At 57.9% G+C, this 16,126-nt stretch carries 15 protein-coding genes; 7 read left to right on the plus strand and 8 right to left on the minus strand.

Translation table 11 applies throughout. The annotated features are described in order from the left end of the window. Positions 1 to 53 precede the first annotated feature (53 nt). The 6 genes from JHL21_RS04255 to JHL21_RS04280 form a co-directional block, all read right to left on the minus strand. The gene (locus JHL21_RS04255; RefSeq protein ID WP_169195196.1) at positions 54 to 773 is read right to left on the minus strand and encodes a hypothetical protein; all 720 of its coding nucleotides are present in this window, start codon (positions 771 to 773) and stop codon (positions 54 to 56) included. 58 nt (positions 774 to 831) lie between these two features. Continuing rightward, a complete protein-coding gene (gene ilvC / locus JHL21_RS04260; RefSeq protein ID WP_182394074.1) occupies positions 832 to 1,854 on the minus strand; it encodes a ketol-acid reductoisomerase in 1,023 nt (340 codons plus the stop codon). A 28-nt stretch (positions 1,855 to 1,882) separates the two neighbouring features. Further along, the gene (locus JHL21_RS04265) at positions 1,883 to 2,530 is read right to left on the minus strand and encodes a TetR/AcrR family transcriptional regulator C-terminal domain-containing protein (protein ID WP_248306511.1); all 648 of its coding nucleotides are present in this window, start codon (positions 2,528 to 2,530) and stop codon (positions 1,883 to 1,885) included. A gap of 192 nt (positions 2,531 to 2,722) precedes the next feature. Further along, the gene (locus JHL21_RS04270; protein ID WP_200212047.1) at positions 2,723 to 4,102 is read right to left on the minus strand and encodes a HAMP domain-containing sensor histidine kinase; all 1,380 of its coding nucleotides are present in this window, start codon (positions 4,100 to 4,102) and stop codon (positions 2,723 to 2,725) included. After that, a complete protein-coding gene (locus JHL21_RS04275) occupies positions 4,099 to 4,773 on the minus strand; it encodes a response regulator transcription factor (RefSeq protein ID WP_200212049.1) in 675 nt (224 codons plus the stop codon). Before JHL21_RS04275 ends, JHL21_RS04270 begins: the two co-directional genes overlap by 4 nt. 83 nt (positions 4,774 to 4,856) lie before the next feature. Continuing rightward, positions 4,857 to 5,003, minus strand: a complete 147-nt coding sequence (locus tag JHL21_RS04280) for a hypothetical protein (protein WP_169195190.1) — start codon at positions 5,001 to 5,003, stop codon at positions 4,857 to 4,859. A 237-nt stretch (positions 5,004 to 5,240) separates the two neighbouring features. Between JHL21_RS04280 and JHL21_RS04285 the strand changes: the two genes are divergently transcribed. The 7 genes from JHL21_RS04285 to JHL21_RS04315 all read left to right on the plus strand — a co-directional run bounded on the left by JHL21_RS04285 (position 5,241) and on the right by JHL21_RS04315 (position 13,267). Continuing rightward, positions 5,241 to 6,308: an ABC transporter ATP-binding protein gene (locus JHL21_RS04285; RefSeq protein WP_254081906.1), complete on the plus strand. Its 1,068-nt coding sequence runs from the start codon at positions 5,241 to 5,243 to the stop codon at positions 6,306 to 6,308. Between the two features lie 168 nt (positions 6,309 to 6,476). After that, positions 6,477 to 7,505, plus strand: coding sequence for an extracellular solute-binding protein (locus JHL21_RS04290; protein ID WP_200212050.1), 1,029 nt, complete (start codon positions 6,477 to 6,479; stop codon positions 7,503 to 7,505). Positions 7,506 to 7,556: 51 nt separating this feature from the next. Further along, entirely contained in the window at positions 7,557 to 9,218 is a 1,662-nt protein-coding gene (locus JHL21_RS04295; RefSeq protein ID WP_254081950.1) for an iron ABC transporter permease, read from the plus strand. 172 nt (positions 9,219 to 9,390) lie between these two features. Continuing rightward, positions 9,391 to 10,317: a sulfurtransferase gene (locus tag JHL21_RS04300; RefSeq protein WP_169195188.1), complete on the plus strand. Its 927-nt coding sequence runs from the start codon at positions 9,391 to 9,393 to the stop codon at positions 10,315 to 10,317. A 78-nt stretch (positions 10,318 to 10,395) separates the two neighbouring features. Further along, positions 10,396 to 11,580: a YeeE/YedE family protein gene (locus JHL21_RS04305; protein ID WP_200212052.1), complete on the plus strand. Its 1,185-nt coding sequence runs from the start codon at positions 10,396 to 10,398 to the stop codon at positions 11,578 to 11,580. Positions 11,581 to 11,780: 200 nt separating this feature from the next. Beyond that, positions 11,781 to 12,038, plus strand: a complete 258-nt coding sequence (locus tag JHL21_RS04310; RefSeq protein WP_200212053.1) for a hypothetical protein — start codon at positions 11,781 to 11,783, stop codon at positions 12,036 to 12,038. Between the two features lie 107 nt (positions 12,039 to 12,145). Then, positions 12,146 to 13,267 carry an NADH:flavin oxidoreductase/NADH oxidase gene (locus JHL21_RS04315; protein ID WP_200212055.1) on the plus strand — a complete coding sequence of 374 codons (1,122 nt, stop codon included), beginning with the start codon at positions 12,146 to 12,148 and terminating at the stop codon, positions 13,265 to 13,267. A gap of 27 nt (positions 13,268 to 13,294) precedes the next feature. On the opposite strand, the gene JHL21_RS04320 is transcribed toward JHL21_RS04315, so the two are convergent. Then, on the minus strand, positions 13,295 to 15,217 hold the full coding sequence (locus JHL21_RS04320; RefSeq protein ID WP_200212057.1) for a potassium transporter Kup: 1,923 nt from the start codon (positions 15,215 to 15,217) through the stop codon (positions 13,295 to 13,297). Between the two features lie 158 nt (positions 15,218 to 15,375). Beyond that, positions 15,376 to 15,990, minus strand: coding sequence for an NADPH-dependent FMN reductase (locus JHL21_RS04325; protein ID WP_169195183.1), 615 nt, complete (start codon positions 15,988 to 15,990; stop codon positions 15,376 to 15,378). Positions 15,991 to 16,126 lie beyond the last annotated feature (136 nt).

A 16,126-nucleotide genomic window follows, 5' to 3' on the forward strand; every position in this document is an offset into this window, starting at 1 on the left:
CGCTGACTTGCACCACCAGTTGTAGCGGCTTTTTGCTCTACTGCGAGGGGATTTTAGGGGCGAATAAAGCCGCCGGTTTCGAAAGCCCAGAGCAGCGCCGCCACATAAGGCAGAGGCTCGCCAAACGCTTCAAGCTCGGCCTTGCTGCGCACGGCAACAACATCGGCCAGCTCGCGCTCTTCTTGCATGTCAAGATTGGCGCGAATGGTCGCTAGCATGTCTTCGGCTGTGTGCGGAAAGTAGAGGGCACGAGCGACGGAAACGCGCGGGCCATCAAACACGGCAACCATTTCTCCCTCAACACCATCGGCATAGGAGAGGCCGGTCTCTTCCATCAACTCGATTTCAGTGCTGCGCCGCAAATCAATCGATCCGTTGGGCAGAACGTCACGCGGCTCAAGCGAGCCTGCTGGCGGATAGATACGACCGGCATTGGCGGTGTTGGCACCCATGACGCCCAGAATAACGGCATTGTCGGTGGTGATAATCAGCGCAGAGCCAAAGAGATTGCGTAGCCCAATCTCCGGGAAGCCCTGCTCGCGCCAGGTCATAAAGGCGGAAAAGGCATCTTCATAGGCAGTCGCGTGCAAGACGCCATTACCGTCTATTTGCGGAACAGAAACGCAGATCATGCGCCCGTCCCACAAATGTGGGTTTTCCTGAAGCTGCCGGGCCCATGTCTCGCCAACGGCCTCACGAATGGCCTGCGGCAGTGGCCAGTTCTCAGGGCTGAACCGGATATCAACGGCAGAGATCGGGAATACGGAGGTCATGGGCACCAAGTGAAGATACAAAAAGGGCGGGAGTTTTATCTCCCGCCCTCGAACTCTATTAGTTCTTTGCCTTGTCCACCAGTGCGCCGGCCTTGATCCATGGCATCATGTCGCGCAGCTGGTGACCAACTGCTTCGATTGGATGCTCGTCAGCCAGACGACGGGTTGCCTTGAAGCGTGCGCCGCCACCCGACTTGATTTCCTGCATCCACTCGGAGGTGAACTTGCCCGACTGGATGTCGTGCAGAACGCGCTTCATTTCGGCCTTGGTTTCCGAAGTGATGATGCGCGGACCGGTGACGTATTCGCCCCATTCTGCAGTGTTCGAGATCGAGTAGTTCATGTTCGCGATGCCGCCCTGGTAGATCAGGTCGACGATCAGCTTCACTTCGTGCAAGCACTCGAAGTAAGCCATTTCTGGTGCGTAGCCAGCTTCTACGAGGGTTTCGAAGCCCGCGCGGATCAGCTCAACCAGACCACCGCAGAGAACTGCCTGTTCGCCGAAGAGGTCGGTTTCGCATTCTTCGCGGAAGTTAGTTTCGATAACGCCCGAACGGCCGCCACCAACACCCGAAGCATAAGCCAGAGCGATGTCATGTGCATTGCCCGAAGCGTCCTGGTGAACAGCGATAAGGCATGGCACGCCGCCACCCTTAACGTATTCGCCGCGAACGGTGTGGCCTGGGCCCTTTGGCGCGATCATGATCACGTCAACGGTCGACTTTGGTTCGATCAGGTTGAAGTGAACGTTCAGGCCGTGTGCGAAAGCAAGAGCTGCACCGTCACGGATGTTTGGCTCGATGTCCTTCTTGTAGATATCGGCCTGGAGTTCATCTGGGGTCAGCAGCATGATGACGTCTGCCCATGCGGACGCGTCGGCAACCGACATAACCTTGAGGCCTTCGCCTTCTGCCTTAACAGCAGATGGTGAACCTGGACGCAGACCGACGACAACGTCGGTGATGCCGGAGTCGCGCAGGTTCAGAACGTGGGCGTGGCCCTGCGAACCGTAACCAATGATGGCGACCTTCTTGGCCTTGATGATGTTCAGATCGGCGTCGCGATCGTAATATACGCGCATTGGGAGTCTCCCTCGGAAAGCGGTTTGTTTATGTATTGGCCTTTGCCCCGTAAAGGGCCAAGAATTGATCTGTCGCAGCTTTAACGTCGGCTTCGACGTTTTCTTCGACATTGGAGCTGGTCAGGGCCTTGTCGCCGAGCAGCAGACGGATCTGCACATCACGAACCACAAGACCAAAGAAAGTGCGGTATGCCTCTTCGCTGGAGGTGAACCGCAGAAGGCGCGCGTCACGCGCAGCTTCCAGAATGGGTTTGAGGCGGCGGCGAATGGCCAAAGGACCGTTCTCGAGCACGATATTGCCCAGAGAATCCTTCTCCTGCGCCGCATGGGTAATGGCTGTCCGGTTGAGCGTGACAGACACTTCGCCGATAATGGTCATCAGCAGATCGCGCGCAAAAGCCTCAAGGCTGGTGCGCAGCGCTTTAAGCGACAAATGGCTACGATCAACGAATGGCATACGCACTTTGGCGGCCTGCCATTGCACTGTCGCAGTGAGCAGACCATCGCGGTCGCCAAACCACTTGTAGAGGGTTTCCTTCGAGCACGAGGCGCGGCGCGCCACGGCTGTCATTGTCAGCCCGTCACCGTTCTCGACCAGAAGATCGAGCGCGGCCGTCAGCACTGCTTGCTGGCGGGGCGTAAACGTCTCTTCGTTGACCTTGATGGCGAGTGCCACGACCATACCTTCCACGCGTTGACCGAACGCATCGGCGTTAATCCGTTCGATGGCGTACCGTACGGTACGGTTCGAAGCAAGTGGATTCTTCGGATTAGGGGGAAGGATTTCACCAGCTCCCGCTGCGCTCCAATTCAGCTGATCGAAACAGATCGGTGAAAACATCGAGTGAAAATGAGAATTTCCAATGCGTTAGATGCTTGGAATGGCCGATTCATCGAACTTTTCCGGAAAGCGCAGGACAAACTTTGCGCCGCCGCTATCGCTATCCGAAACGACGACTGAACCGCCGTGATAGTGCATGATCGAGTAGACCAGATTGAGTCCCAGCCCTGTTCCGCGACCGGCGCGGTGGAGGCGTTCAAAGGGCTCAAAGATACGCTCGCGCGCTTCAGCGGGGATCCCCTCCCCTTCGTCCGTGACCGAAATGGTGCGATCTGTCCCGACGCGGACCAGGATTGCTCCAGCCCCGCCACTATGGGCGATGGCATTCTGGACGAGATTGGCAAGGGCGTGATGCAGTGAGCGATTGTCGCCGGTGACGATGACCGGAGCGTCACCGATATCGAGTCCCAAATCATAGCCAGACTTGAGCGCAAGCGGCGCCATTTCTTCGACAACCAGCTCAGCGATCTCACGCAAATCGAGTGGCGCCAAGACGCCTTTGACGATGCCGAGGCGCTGCACCTCGAGCAATTGCTCGGCAAGTGTGGCGAGGCGGGCCACGTCCAACAGGAGGTTCTGCCGCTCCGGGAAGACATCGCTGTTTTCTAGCCGCATTTGCAGAATGGCGATTGGCGTGCGCACTTCATGCGCAGCGGCGGCGAGGAATTTTTGGCGGCCAGCGTAACTCATATCGAGACGCGCCAGGGTCGCGTTGACGGCCTTCACCAGCGGCAGCAGTTCGCTCGGAACGCCGGTTTCACGCAGACGATCACCCCGGTTTTCGTAATTGATCTGGCTGGCGTCCTCTGCCAGCAGCTTCACCCCGCGCAGCTCGCGCCGAACAATGAGCGGAATGGCAATGACGGTCACGAGCGTGAGTACGAGCCAAATACTGAAGGCGAGAAGAATGGTGGCATTGCGCAAAAGGCCAACAACACTGACCGTCGGGCCATTGCCGATGAGCACATGAACTGGCCCAACGCTGGAGTTTTCGGTGCGGACAAAGAAACGCCCACTGGCGTCCTTGGTGCGCAGATCCAAAATGGTGACCTGAGACAGGTTAGCAATAAGCGGCTCCGCGCTCGCCGGTACGGCACCGAGTGTCAGAGTCGCTCCGCTATCACTTACCGCATAAACATACATGTCGGGATTGTTGACGAAGAGGTCGCGAACCTCCGGGCTTGGCCGTATGACGATTTCGCCATCTTGGACTTGAGCGAAACTCGCCGCGAGCGTGCTCGAAACACTGGGGTCAATGGCCCGCGCTGTGCCGGCCTGGCTGACGATGGGGTAAATGACCAGCGGGAAAACGCCCACACCGAAGAACAGGGCGAGCGAAAACAACTGCACGACAATCATCTTGCCCGTGAGCTTGCGGCCAAGAGAGGGAGATTTGCGGTCCATCATGATTGAGCCTGCAGAATGTACCCGACCCCGCGCACAGTGTGGAGCGTGGCTGTCGCGCCAGCATCGGCCAAGCGCTTGCGCAAGCGCGAGACATGGGGCTCGAGTGCATTGGCCTGCACCTCGTCGTCAAAGCCATAAACCTCTTCTTCAATGAGGCTGCGGCGGACGGTGCGCCCCGAGCGACGGATAAGGCTTTCCAAAAGCAACAATTCGCGGCGCGGCACCTCTAGCGGCTGGCCGTTGACACTAACCTGCCCGAGGGTGACATCGACTTCGACATTACCCAAGGCAAAGGCTTCGGTGACGACATCGCGGGGGCGACGCAGCAAAGCGCGGACGCGGGCGATCAACTCATCGACCATAAAGGGCTTGGCAAGGTAGTCGTCGGCACCAAGATTGAGCCCCTCAACCTTGTCGGAGGCCGTGCCATGCGCTGACAGGACCAGAACGGGCATGGACGGGTAGAGCTTGCGGACAACGGGGATGAGGCTGGTGCCTTCGCCATCCCCCAAAGACCGATCGAGCACGACGAGATCATACCGCGTGCTTTGAATGGTTTCGGAGGCGGTCGCCAGAGAGGGCGCCCAATCGGTCACGAAACCAGACTTTGTGAGCGCGGCACGGACCAATTTGGCCATTTCCGGTTCGTCTTCAACGAAAAGAATCTTCATGCCCGACCTCACGCAAAAAGCCGACTTCCGGAAATCCAGAAGCCGACTTTTGTTATTCTACAGCAATTGCTGCCGAATTTTGATTAGTCGTCGGTGTTCGGGATCGACTTAGCTTCGCAGAACGATGCTTCCTTGAAAGTGCAACCGTGGGTGGTGGCCTGCGCGAAAGTCGGCGCGGTGACGCCAGCAACCAGAGCAACGGCGAGGAGAGCGGATGCGATCTTCTTCATTTTCAATTCCTTGTTCGCGTCTCGAGGAGGGATCGAGTGCTGTGAAATTGCACCGGCAACCTTGCGTCAAACTTGCCTCATCAGCGAGTAAACGCACAATTCTCGCTGAACACAGAAAGTTGATCAAAATCAGCCAGATACGAAGGCACTCGCGCGCTGAAACGCGATGAGTAAAACGAAGTAGAAGCCCACACTTTCGCGAGCAAACATACCATACAAGTCATGCAAAACATTGACATGATCAAAGCCCGAATGGTTGATGCAGCAATGACCGCACGGCGCACTGTTTTAAAACTCGAAGATATCCATCTGCACTTCGGCGATGTCGTTGCGCTTCATGGCGTGGATCTCGCTGTTATGGATGGCGAGATCATTTGTCTTTTGGGACATTCGGGCTGCGGCAAGTCTACTCTGCTGCGCGCTATTGCCGGTGTCGAAACGCCTCATGCAGGGACAATTGCAATCGACGAGACGCTGGTTTTTGCCCCCCACAGGTTTGTCGAACCAGAGCATCGGCGGATTGGCTATATGTTGCAGGATTATGCTCTATTCCCGCACCTGACAGCGCGTCAGAACATTGCCTTCGGCCTGAGAAAACTCGCGAAGCAGGAAGCCAGCATACGCGTGGACGAGTTGTCCTCTAGGCTTGGCATTGACCATTTGCTTGAGCGCTATCCGCATATGCTATCGGGCGGTGAGCAGCAGCGCATTGCCCTTGCAAGAGCATTGGCCCCCCGCCCGCATGTGCTGTTGATGGACGAGCCCTTCTCCAACCTCGACCGTGGACTGCGTGACACCTTGCGCGGGGAAGTTGTGGCGCTGCTGCGCGAGCTCAACACCACCGCGATCATCGTCACCCACGACCCGGAAGAAGCCTTGGCGGTTGGCGATCGTATTGTTCTGATGCGCGAGGGCAAGGTCGTAGAGGCCGGCCGCGGCAGCGAATTGTTCAACGCGCCAAAGAGCGCCTATACGGCCGAGTTCTTTAGCCGGATGAACCGCATTCCGGCCACCCGCAATGGGCAATGGCTCGACACAGCACTCGGGCGCTTCCCTGCACCCGATAAGCCAGACGCGATCAGCGAGATATTCATCCGGCCGCGCGCGCTCAGTTTTGGGGCCGACGGAATCAACGCCACTATTCTTAGCCATGCCGTTTTGGGCGAAATCGAAGAATGGCGCATTGCCGTTCCAGAATTATCCGAACCCATTTTGATTCGCACCAGTCAGCGCTATAAATTGCACCCCGGACACACAGCCAAGCTAAATGTCTCTGAAGACGAAATATTGATCTTTTCTCCGTGATCGATATTCTCATCATAGTATTCTTGAGAAACCGCTGTGGTTTAGAACTATTCTAATTCAAATCTATATTTCTTGACTCAATAATTCCACTTAGCTTATTGCCCGGCCATGGGCGCAGAATTCTCCGTCGACGGCGCGCTTGTTTGAGTCAGCCACAAGGGAAACACCATGGCATCGCTTCACAAGATCATCTTTGCGACCAGCGCACTCGCGCTTGGCGTCGCAGTTCCTGCATTTGCCGAAGAACTCAACATTTACACCACCCGCGAGCCAGGCTTGGTGCAGCCTTTGCTCGATGCCTTCACGGCCGAAACCGGCGTGACGGTCAACACCGTGTTCCTGCAGGACGGGATCATCGAACGCGCGAAAGCTGAAGGCGAAAGCTCGCCCGCCGATATTCTGATGACCGTCGACTTCGGCAACCTCATCGACCTCGTTGATGCGGGCCTCACCCAGCCGATCCAGTCAGACGTGCTTTCGGCAGCGATCCCAGAAACGCTGCGCGACAAGGATGGTAATTGGTTTGCCCTGTCGTCTCGCGCCCGCGTTGTCTACGCGGCCAAGGACCTTGATCTCGACGCGATTACTTACGAGCAATTGGCCGATGAAGAGTGGAAGGGTCGCCTGTGCATCCGTTCGGGCCAGCACCCTTATAATACAGCGACGTTTGCAGCCTATCTCGCCAAGCATGGTGAAGAGGCAACCAAGACCTGGCTGGAAGGCATCAAGGCCAATCAGGCCCGTGCAGCAGCAGGCGGCGACCGTGACGGCGCACGCGACATTGCAGCCGGGATTTGCGACATCGCGCTGGCCAATTCCTACTATGTTGGGCTGATGGCTTCGGGCGCTGGTGGCGACGAACAAAAGGCCTGGGCCGATGCGATCAAGGTCATTCTTCCGACCTTTGAAAACGGCGGTACTTTGGTGAACATCTCGGGCGCTGCTGTTGCCAAGCACGCACCGAACAAGGATCAGGCCGTTAAGCTGCTGGAATATCTAGTGTCGCCAGCAGCGCAGAAGATCTACGCCGAAGCCAATTTTGAATATCCAGTCAATGCTTCGGCTGAAGTCCATCCGATCATCGCCGCTTTCGGCACGCTGACACCAGATAGTCTCGCGCTGAGCGACATCCTTCCGTTCCGCAAGCGCGCCAGCGAACTTGTGGATGAAGTGAACTTCGACACCTTCTCAAACTAACACTGTTCGGTGCGGCGGCTCGTTCCCGCCGCACCGTTTCCCATCATGACCATGGCGGCCAACGCGCCTTTGGCGCGCACCAGAAACCCAATCTCTGCATGGACCGCCGTGGCTGCTGCCACCGCGGTTTTGGTGTTTGTGCCAATCCTCGTCATTGTCTTCACCGCGAGCGCCGACACGGGCGATCTGTGGGGCCATGTGCTGGTCAACGTGCTGCCCCAATCAGCCTGGAACACCGGCGTTCTGCTGCTCGGTACCGGCATTATCGCGACGCTGGTGGGCACGGGCGCGGCTTGGATCGTCTCGGCCTACGAGTTTAAAGGCCGCGGCGTGCTGGAATGGGCGCTGCTCCTGCCCCTCGCCGTTCCGACCTATATTATGGCCTATGCCTATCTCGACATTTTAAACCCGCTCGGGCCGGTACAAGGCACGATACGATGGGTCTTGGGCTATTCCTCGCCCCGTCAATTCCGTCTGCCCGATATTCGCTCGATGTGGGGCGCCATCCTCGTTTTTGGCTTCGTGCTCTACCCCTATGTTTATCTCACGACCCGGGCGATGTTTCTGACCCAAGCCGCAAACCTTGTGGAGGTGTCGCGCACCTTAGGGGTCAGCCGAAACATGGTGTTTTGGCGTGTGGCCTTGCCCCTCGCCCGCCCCGCCATCGCTGTGGGTGTAGCGCTAACGCTTATGGAAGTGCTCAACGATGTGGGGGCGAGCCAGTTTCTTGGCGTCCGCACGCTGACGGCTTCGGTCTATACAACGTGGATTGTGCGCACCGATTTGGCTGGCGCGGCACAAATCGCCACCGCGATGCTCACCCTCGTGCTGTTGCTGCTGGTTCTTGAGCGCTGGGCGAGACGAAACCAACGCTATGCGAGCAATGCGCAACGGGCTCGCCCCATGCCAGCGCAGAAACTACGCGGCTGGCAGGCAGTTCTGGCGCTTTGCCTTGGCCTAACCCCAATCCTCATCGGCTTTGCGGGACCAGCGATTTATCTGATATCATCAGCAATCAAGCGCCTGGATTTTGCCGGGTTCTCGCCAAGCCTATTGCGCGCGACGGTGAACACGGTGACGATTTCATCGCTGGCGACTGTGCTCATTCTATCCCTCGGCTTTGCCGTGGCTTATGCAGCGCGGGTCCGCAGCGGACCGGTGACGCAGGGCTTTTCGCGCATCGCGACGCTGGGCTATGCCGTACCGGGGACCGTTCTCGCCATTGGCATTCTGGTCCCTGTCGCCGCTTTCGACAGAACGCTCGACGGCTTTTTGCGCGCCAACTTCGGCCTGTCCTCTGGCCTCCTTCTCTTGGGATCAGGCGCGGCACTCCTCTATGCCTATAGCGCGCGGTTCCTCGCGATTTCGACAGGCGGGATCGAGGCAGGACTGTCGCGCATTCCGCTCTCTTATGATCATGCTGCGCGCACCTTGGGCCACAGTGCATCTGGCACGCTGCTCAGAGTGCATCTGCCCCTGTCACGCACAGCGCTGATCGCGGCGGCACTTTTGGTGTTCGTCGATTGCATGAAAGAATTACCAGCCACGCTGCTGCTGCGACCGCTCAATTTTGAAACGCTCGCAACACTACTCTATGGCGAGGCCGCACGCGGCACATATGAAGATGCCTCGTTAGCGGCAATTTTATTAGTAGCGATAGGGATATTGCCGGTCATCTTGCTGGCGCGCACGGGACGGCCGCGAAAACCCTGATCCTCAGACCCTAGCGACCCAATAGAGTTTTATTCTCTCATCTCACGCTCGATTGAGCGGAATTTTATTCTCCTGAACACGCTTTTAGACCCCTGTGCTTTGAAAATTATGCCCCGAAAAGGCCATGATTGGGTCAACGCGGCAGATACGCCGAGCTCATCAGGACGAGAGAATGACAAAATTTTCCCGACTACTGACCACCGCAGCAGTCAGTGTTGCATTGGTTGCCACTCCCGCCCTCGCAGACGACGCCAGCCCGCTGGTCACTGCTGAGTGGGTTCAAGAAAACATCAGCAATCCAAACGTGCGCATCTTTGAAGTCAGCGTTGATACTGGCGTTTATGAGCGCGGCCATATTCCGGGTGCGTTGAACCTGTCGTGGCACACGGATCTCGTGGACACCGTTCGTCGCGACATCGTTTCGAGCGAAGGCTTGGAAGCCATCCTGCAGCAGGCTGGCGTGACCGAAGACACCACCGTTGTTCTCTATGGGGACAACAACAACTGGTTCGCAGCTTGGGGCGCTTGGGTGTTTGATATCCACGGCATCCACGACGTAAAGCTGCTCGACGGCGGCCGTAAGTACTGGGAAGCACAGGGCCTGCCGCTCGACACTGCAACCCCAGAATACGCAGCTTCAACCATCGACCTGCCAGAAGAAGCGGCTCCTATCCGTGCGCGCCTCGTTGACGTTCTCGAGGTTGTGGAAGGTGGCGCCGACGTGTCGCTGGTCGACATTCGCGGTCCAAAGGAATTCTCGGGTGAAATCTTCGCTCCGGAAGGCGTGCAGGAACTCTCCGTCCGCGCCGGTCACATCCCTGGTGCAGTGAACTTCCCATGGGGCGGCGCTGTGCAGGAAGACGGTCGCTTCAAATCGACTGAAGACCTCAAGGCAGCTTTCGCGGCTATCGGCATCGACGGCTCCAAGCCGATCATCACCTACTGCCGCATTGGCGAACGTTCGAGCCACACCTGGTTCGTTCTCTCGCGTATCCTTGGCTACGAAGTGAAGAATTACGACGGCTCGTGGACCGAATATGGCAACTCAGTTGGCGTTCCGATCGACAACCCATCGGGCACCGTTTGGGGCCGCATCTAAACCAGAGCTGAACTAGCTTTGACGATCTGACATGGCGGACGCTTCGGCGCCCGCCACTGACTTTTCCGGGGCATTCTTATGACTTTGTCGCCATCTCGCTATCTCGTGCCGCTGATTGCAGCGACGGTGTTGATCTGGGGTTTCGTTTCTCTCAACAGTGCGGGCGTCGAAAGCCGCCCCCTCGCCTTGTCACTGGTGCTCGGCACGGCCTTCGGCATTGTGCTGCAGCGCAGCCGCTTTTGCTTCCTCTGCAATTTCCGCGATCTCATCGAGAAGCGGCAGGCGGAGGGCATCATTGCCATTCTGGTGGCATTGGGCGTTGGCGCGATTGGCTACACCACCATTTTTGGCGCTTGGCTGCCCACACCGGCGCTGGAGCGCTTACCCCCGACCGCCCATATCGGCCCGGTTAGCATTACCCTTGCCATTGCCTCGACCGTCTTCGGCATCGGCATGGCCATCTCCGGCTCATGCCTTTCGGCGCATTTCTATCGCCTCTCTGAAGGCTCGGTCATTTCCCCTTTCGCCATTATCGGCGCCTTCTTCGGCTTTGGGCTGGGCTTCCTCACCTGGAACAGCCTGTTCCTCGCCATCACAACGAATGCCTTCATCGGCTGGATCCCGCACCACCTTGGCTATGCTGGTGGGCTGACGCTCACGCTGGTGCTGCTCGGCGCTTTGGCGATTGGTGCGTTGCTGTGGGCCAAGCCGCAAGCGACGGAAGCGGAGCCAGCACTGACGCTGGAAACCGGGGTAAGGAACCTGTTCTTTAAGCGCTGGCCCGCGATCATTTCCGGTACGCTGGTGGGCATTATCTCCACCCTCGCCTATCTGCGCGCCGCACCGCTGGGCGTAACAGCCGAACTCGGCTCGCTGGCGCGTACTGCAGGCACTGCGGGAGGCATTGTGCCGTCGAGCCTCTTTGGTCTGGACACGCTGCGAGGTTGCGCCACCATCATCAAAGAAACGCTGCTCTCCAACAACGGCCTTTTCGTTCTAGGGATCATCGGAGGGAGCTTTATCACCTCGTTTATCGCCGGTCAGTTCAAGCCGCGTCGCCTAAAAGGCTCAGACGTCGCTCGTGGTCTTGTCGGCGGTGTGCTGTTGGGCTGGGGCTCGATGACGGCGCTTGGTTGCACCGTAGGCGTTCTGCTCTCTGGCATTCAGGCTGGGTCTTTGTCGGGCTGGGTCTTCCTCGTCTTCATGTGCCTAGGCATTCTGCTGACCTGGCGCTTGGCGCGGGCCTTCCGCATCAGCCTTTAAGGAGCAATGCGCCTGGCTCAAGTCAGGCCCTACGATAGAAGCGTTTACCAAGAGGCTGCGGCGCGCTATGCCAATGGTCCAGCGCGCCCAGACTGCTTACTTGTTTGCACGACACGAAATTGTTTTAGAACTTTTGACGTCTCGCATTGCAGTCTTTCCGCACGCGCAGGCGTAAAGAAACATGACTAGTACAGGCCCTCATGTACGACGTATTCGATGAATATTTGAACCGCGATACCTGGCACACACCCGACTCTCTCGAGGATAATGTGTTCCACCGCACGCTCCGCAAGGTCGTCGACAATATCAACTTCACACCCGACGCGATGGGCGACTATTTTCGTAAGGTGAAGGGGCTTGCCCCCGGTGCCAATTGCGAACTGGCACAAGCCATCGCCCGCCGTGTCGCCGACGCGAAGGCCGTGCAAGATTATCGTCAGTATAATCCAAGCCACTAAGTCTTTCCGCTCAGGCGGCGTGGGTTGAAACATCTTGCTTCCATCGGCACTTGCCGATGGAGCAATATCAAGGCATGGTCACCGCCCCACCCTATGCGGATGAACCAATGTCTGAGTTATTCTCCCCGATCACGCTTCGTGACGTGACGCTGCGCAACCGGACTGTGGTTGCGCCCATGTGCATGTATTCCTCCATCGACGGCTTCGCCAATGACTGGCATTTCGTTCATCTGGGGCGCTTTGCCATTGGTGGTTTCGGTCTGGTGATTGTGGAGGCCACGGGCGTTGTGCCCGAGGGTCGCATTTCCTATGCGGACATGGGGCTCTGGAAAGACGAGCACATCGCTCCCCTCGCCCGCATTGTCGATTTCCTGCACACGCACGGCACTGCCGCAGGCATTCAGCTGGCCCATGCGGGGCGCAAGGCTTCGACATCGGTCGAATGGCGCGGTGCGGATGAGCTTCAAACGGAAGAACAGCGCAAGGCCGTAGGCTTTGAGCACTGGGTACCAGTGGCGCCGAGTGCCGAAAGCCACGACCCCAATGACGACGACTATCAAGTGCCAACAGCACTCGACGCAGCCGGTATTCAGCGTGTCATTGACGGGTTTGCAGACGCTGCAATCCGCGCCGACAAGGCGGGTTTCGATACCGTCGAAATCCACGCCGCGCATGGGTATCTGCTCAACCAGTTCCTCTCGCCACTCGCCAACCATCGTACCGACGAATATGGCGGCAGCCGCGAAAACCGGATGCGACTGGTTTTGGAAGTGACCGAAGCGGTGCGGGCGGTGTGGCCTGCCAGCAAGCCGCTGATGGCGCGCATCTCCGCGAGCGACAATGCGGAAGGCGGCTGGACAATTGAGGATAGCGTCGTGCTGGCACGCGAGCTCAAAGCGCGTGGTGTTGAGGTGATCGATTGCTCAAGCGGCGGGTTTGCGCAGGGTCGGATCAAGCCCGAGGCGAATTATCAGGTCAAGTTCGCCCAGCAGGTAAAGGCCGAGGGCGATATTCTGACCATGGCAGTGGGCCTATTGGGTGACGTTGACGCCGCAGAACAGATCATTGCGCGCGGCGAGGCCGACTTCATCGCGCTGGCCCGCGGGGCCATGGACGATCCGCAATGGGCAGCACACGCGCGACGGGCGCTCGATGGGTCTTATGACAACTGGCCGGTGCAAACAGTGCGGGTGCAAAGTCGAGACAAGGTTCTCGGCGTGCGGAAATGACAAAGGGGGCTCACGCCCCCTTTTCTTTTACAACAGCACCTGTGTGCCGATTTCCACCACTCGCCCGGACGGGATGTGGAAGTATTCGGTGGCGTCGCTGGCGTTGCGCGACAGGCGAATGAACAGCTTGTCCTGCCAGGTGTGCCAGAACGACGTGGACTTGCCGATTTTGAGCGAACGACGCGAGAGGAAGAAGGAGGTCGACATGATGTCGAACTTCCAGCCCAGCTTGCGCGCCAGCCCTAGGGCCTTTGGCAAGTTCGGCGTTTCCATGAAGCCAAAGGTGATGACGACGCGGAAGAACAGCGCGTTATAGGCGTCGATCGTGACCTTTTCATCGTCCGGCACGCGCGGCGAAGTCGAGGTACGAACCGTCAGAATGACGTTCTGCTCATGCAGCACCTTGTAGTGCTTGAGGCTGTGCAGCAGCGCTGTCGGCGCGCCCTCGATGTCGCTGGTGAGGAAGATCGCTGTGCCGGGCACAGTCGTTGGCTTTTTCTTGGCGAGATTATCGACGAGGAACTGCAACGGCACTTCATCGCGACGGGTCTTTTCTTGCAGGCGGCGACGACCGGCCATCCAGCTGCCCATCAAGAGCGCGACAAACACTGCGACCGCCGCAGGGAACCAGCCACCCTGGAAGAGCTTTGAGGCGTTCGCGGCGAAGAACCCGCCGTCGATAATGGCAAAGACCACGCCAAATGAGGCAACGGCCCAGAGCGGCCATTTCCAGTTGCGACGCATGACGACGAGCAACAAGGCCAGCGTGACAATCATCACCCCCGACACGGCAATACCATAGGCATTGGACAGGGAGGCCGAGCTGCCAAACGCGGCCACGAGGATAAGCACGCCGATCATCAAGAACATGTTGATCTGCGGCATGTAGATCTGACCGCTCTGCGTCTCCGATGTATGGAGCACGCGCATGCGCGGCAGCATGTTCATAGCGATAGCCTGCTGGGTGAGGCTGAAGGTGCCCGTGATGACCGCCTGAGAGGCAATGATGGTCGCCAAGGTGGCGAGGATCACGAAAGGCAGCAACGCCCATTCAGGCTGCATCTCATAGAACGGGCTGACAACGTTGTTGACGCCCGTATGCAGCACATAAGCCCCCTGCCCGAAATAATTCAGCAACAGGCACGGAAAGACAAGACCGAACCAAGCCAGCACAATCGGCTTGCGGCCAAAGTGCCCCAGATCGACGTAGAGCGCTTCTGCGCCGGTCACAGCAAGAAAGATTGCCCCCATCACCACAAAGGCAATGCCGAGATGGGTGACAAGAAACTCGATGCCGAGTAGCGGGTTCAGCGCCCACAAGATTGCCGGATATTGCGCGATGTTGAAGAGGCCTGAGGCCCCGAGAACCAGAAACCAAATCGCCGTTATCGGGCCAAAAATGATGGCGACTTTCGCCGTTCCGAATTTTTGCACGGCGAATACGCCGACAATAATGACCAGTGTGATTGGCACCACCCAGCGCGTCATGCCGGGGGCGACAAGATCAATGCCTTCAACGGCTGACAGAACCGAAACGGCGGGGGTGATAATAGCATCGCCAAAGAACATGGCTGCGCCCAAAATGCCGAGCGCTGTGATCCAGAATGGTGGGTTGGTGAAGGTCTTGCGGGCAAGCGCCATCAAGCTGAGCGTGCCACCTTCGCCATTGTTGTCCGCACGGGTGACGAAGAACACATATTTGACCGCAACGGTGAGCGCGAGCACCCACACGATCAGCGAGAGCAGGCCAAGGATCTCGATATTCGTGGCCGCAGCGCCCGGGCGCACGTGCATGGCCTGACGGAAAGCGTAGATCGGCGAGGTGCCGATATCGCCATAGACGACACCGATCGCCCCGAGGGTCAGCATGGGTAGATTGTTGGACTTGTGATCGCTGTGGGGGACGTTCACATCACCGACGCTGGGCGCGGTGTTTTCCGAGTGCGTCATGAGCGTTAGGGCTCTCGCTGTAGCAGGGCGGGCGCCGCTATACACCCGCACCCATAAACTATCAATGCCCGGCGCGATGCTTGGTTCAACAAGAAAAAAAGGCCGCTCGATTTGCGAGCGACCTTCCAAGACAAGAATTGTCTCTGAGCGTGAGTGATTTACTCAGCAGCGATTGCAGTTGCAGCGTCTGCTTCGCGAGCCTGCTTTGTAGCAGAGGCCCACCAGATCAGCTGATCGAGCATGTCCTTGGCTGCGCCACCGATTGCACCTTCGATGTCGTTCAGCGACTTGGTGCCGCCAAAGCCTGGGTGAACCGAAGCAAATTCAGCGCCAGCAAGGTGAACTGCCGAGCGAGTCGAAACCATCTGCAGCTCAACACCGATGTTGCGCAGGTGCTCAATAGCGCGTGCGCCACCAACACCACCGTAACCGAAAGCGCCAAAAGCCTTCTTGTTCCACTCGACATAGGCCTGATCGATTGCGTTCTTGAGAGCGCCAGAGATCGAACGGTTGTATTCAGCGGTTACGAAGATGTAGCCGTCGAGTTCAGCAATTTTCTTCTGCCACTTCTGCGCATTTGCGTTCTGCGAAGGCATCCAGGCAGTGGACGCAGCTTCGTCAAAGAATGGCAGGTCATAGTCGCGCAGGTCTACGATTTCAGCTGCGATTTCAGGGCGTTCGTTGGCCTTGTCAGCAATCCACTGGGCAGGGACGTGACCGAAGCGGGTCGGACGAGTGGTCGAAATAATAACGCCAATCTTGAGCTTGGACATCTGAGTGCCCTCCTTGGTAACAAAACGTAACTGAGGCGATATATGTGCCTGTCTCGTCCGTTCACAAGTGGGCACTATTATGTTCCCAGATACAGATGCCACACTAGGTAACACCGATGTAAGTATCGGAAAGTCC

This window comes from Devosia sp. WQ 349K1 (genome assembly GCF_016595685.1).
Lineage (GTDB): Bacteria > Pseudomonadota > Alphaproteobacteria > Rhizobiales > Devosiaceae > Devosia.

What these genes read in the sequence shown, in the direction of transcription:
- JHL21_RS04255 (WP_169195196.1), bottom strand. Translation starts at nt 773, where the DNA reads ATGACCTCCGTATTCCCGATCTCTGCCGTTGATATCCGGTTCAGCCCT.
- ilvC (WP_182394074.1), bottom strand. Translation starts at nt 1,854, where the DNA reads ATGCGCGTATATTACGATCGCGACGCCGATCTGAACATCATCAAGGCC.
- JHL21_RS04270 (WP_200212047.1), bottom strand. Translation starts at nt 4,102, where the DNA reads ATGATGGACCGCAAATCTCCCTCTCTTGGCCGCAAGCTCACGGGCAAG.
- JHL21_RS04275 (WP_200212049.1), bottom strand. Translation starts at nt 4,773, where the DNA reads ATGAAGATTCTTTTCGTTGAAGACGAACCGGAAATGGCCAAATTGGTC.
- JHL21_RS04280 (WP_169195190.1), bottom strand. Translation starts at nt 5,003, where the DNA reads ATGAAGAAGATCGCATCCGCTCTCCTCGCCGTTGCTCTGGTTGCTGGC.
- JHL21_RS04285 (WP_254081906.1), top strand. Translation starts at nt 5,241, where the DNA reads ATGATCAAAGCCCGAATGGTTGATGCAGCAATGACCGCACGGCGCACT.
- JHL21_RS04290 (WP_200212050.1), top strand. Translation starts at nt 6,477, where the DNA reads ATGGCATCGCTTCACAAGATCATCTTTGCGACCAGCGCACTCGCGCTT.
- JHL21_RS04295 (WP_254081950.1), top strand. Translation starts at nt 7,557, where the DNA reads ATGGCGGCCAACGCGCCTTTGGCGCGCACCAGAAACCCAATCTCTGCA.
- JHL21_RS04300 (WP_169195188.1), top strand. Translation starts at nt 9,391, where the DNA reads ATGACAAAATTTTCCCGACTACTGACCACCGCAGCAGTCAGTGTTGCA.
- JHL21_RS04305 (WP_200212052.1), top strand. Translation starts at nt 10,396, where the DNA reads ATGACTTTGTCGCCATCTCGCTATCTCGTGCCGCTGATTGCAGCGACG.
- JHL21_RS04310 (WP_200212053.1), top strand. Translation starts at nt 11,781, where the DNA reads ATGTACGACGTATTCGATGAATATTTGAACCGCGATACCTGGCACACA.
- JHL21_RS04315 (WP_200212055.1), top strand. Translation starts at nt 12,146, where the DNA reads ATGTCTGAGTTATTCTCCCCGATCACGCTTCGTGACGTGACGCTGCGC.
- JHL21_RS04320 (WP_200212057.1), bottom strand. Translation starts at nt 15,217, where the DNA reads ATGACGCACTCGGAAAACACCGCGCCCAGCGTCGGTGATGTGAACGTC.
- JHL21_RS04325 (WP_169195183.1), bottom strand. Translation starts at nt 15,990, where the DNA reads ATGTCCAAGCTCAAGATTGGCGTTATTATTTCGACCACTCGTCCGACC.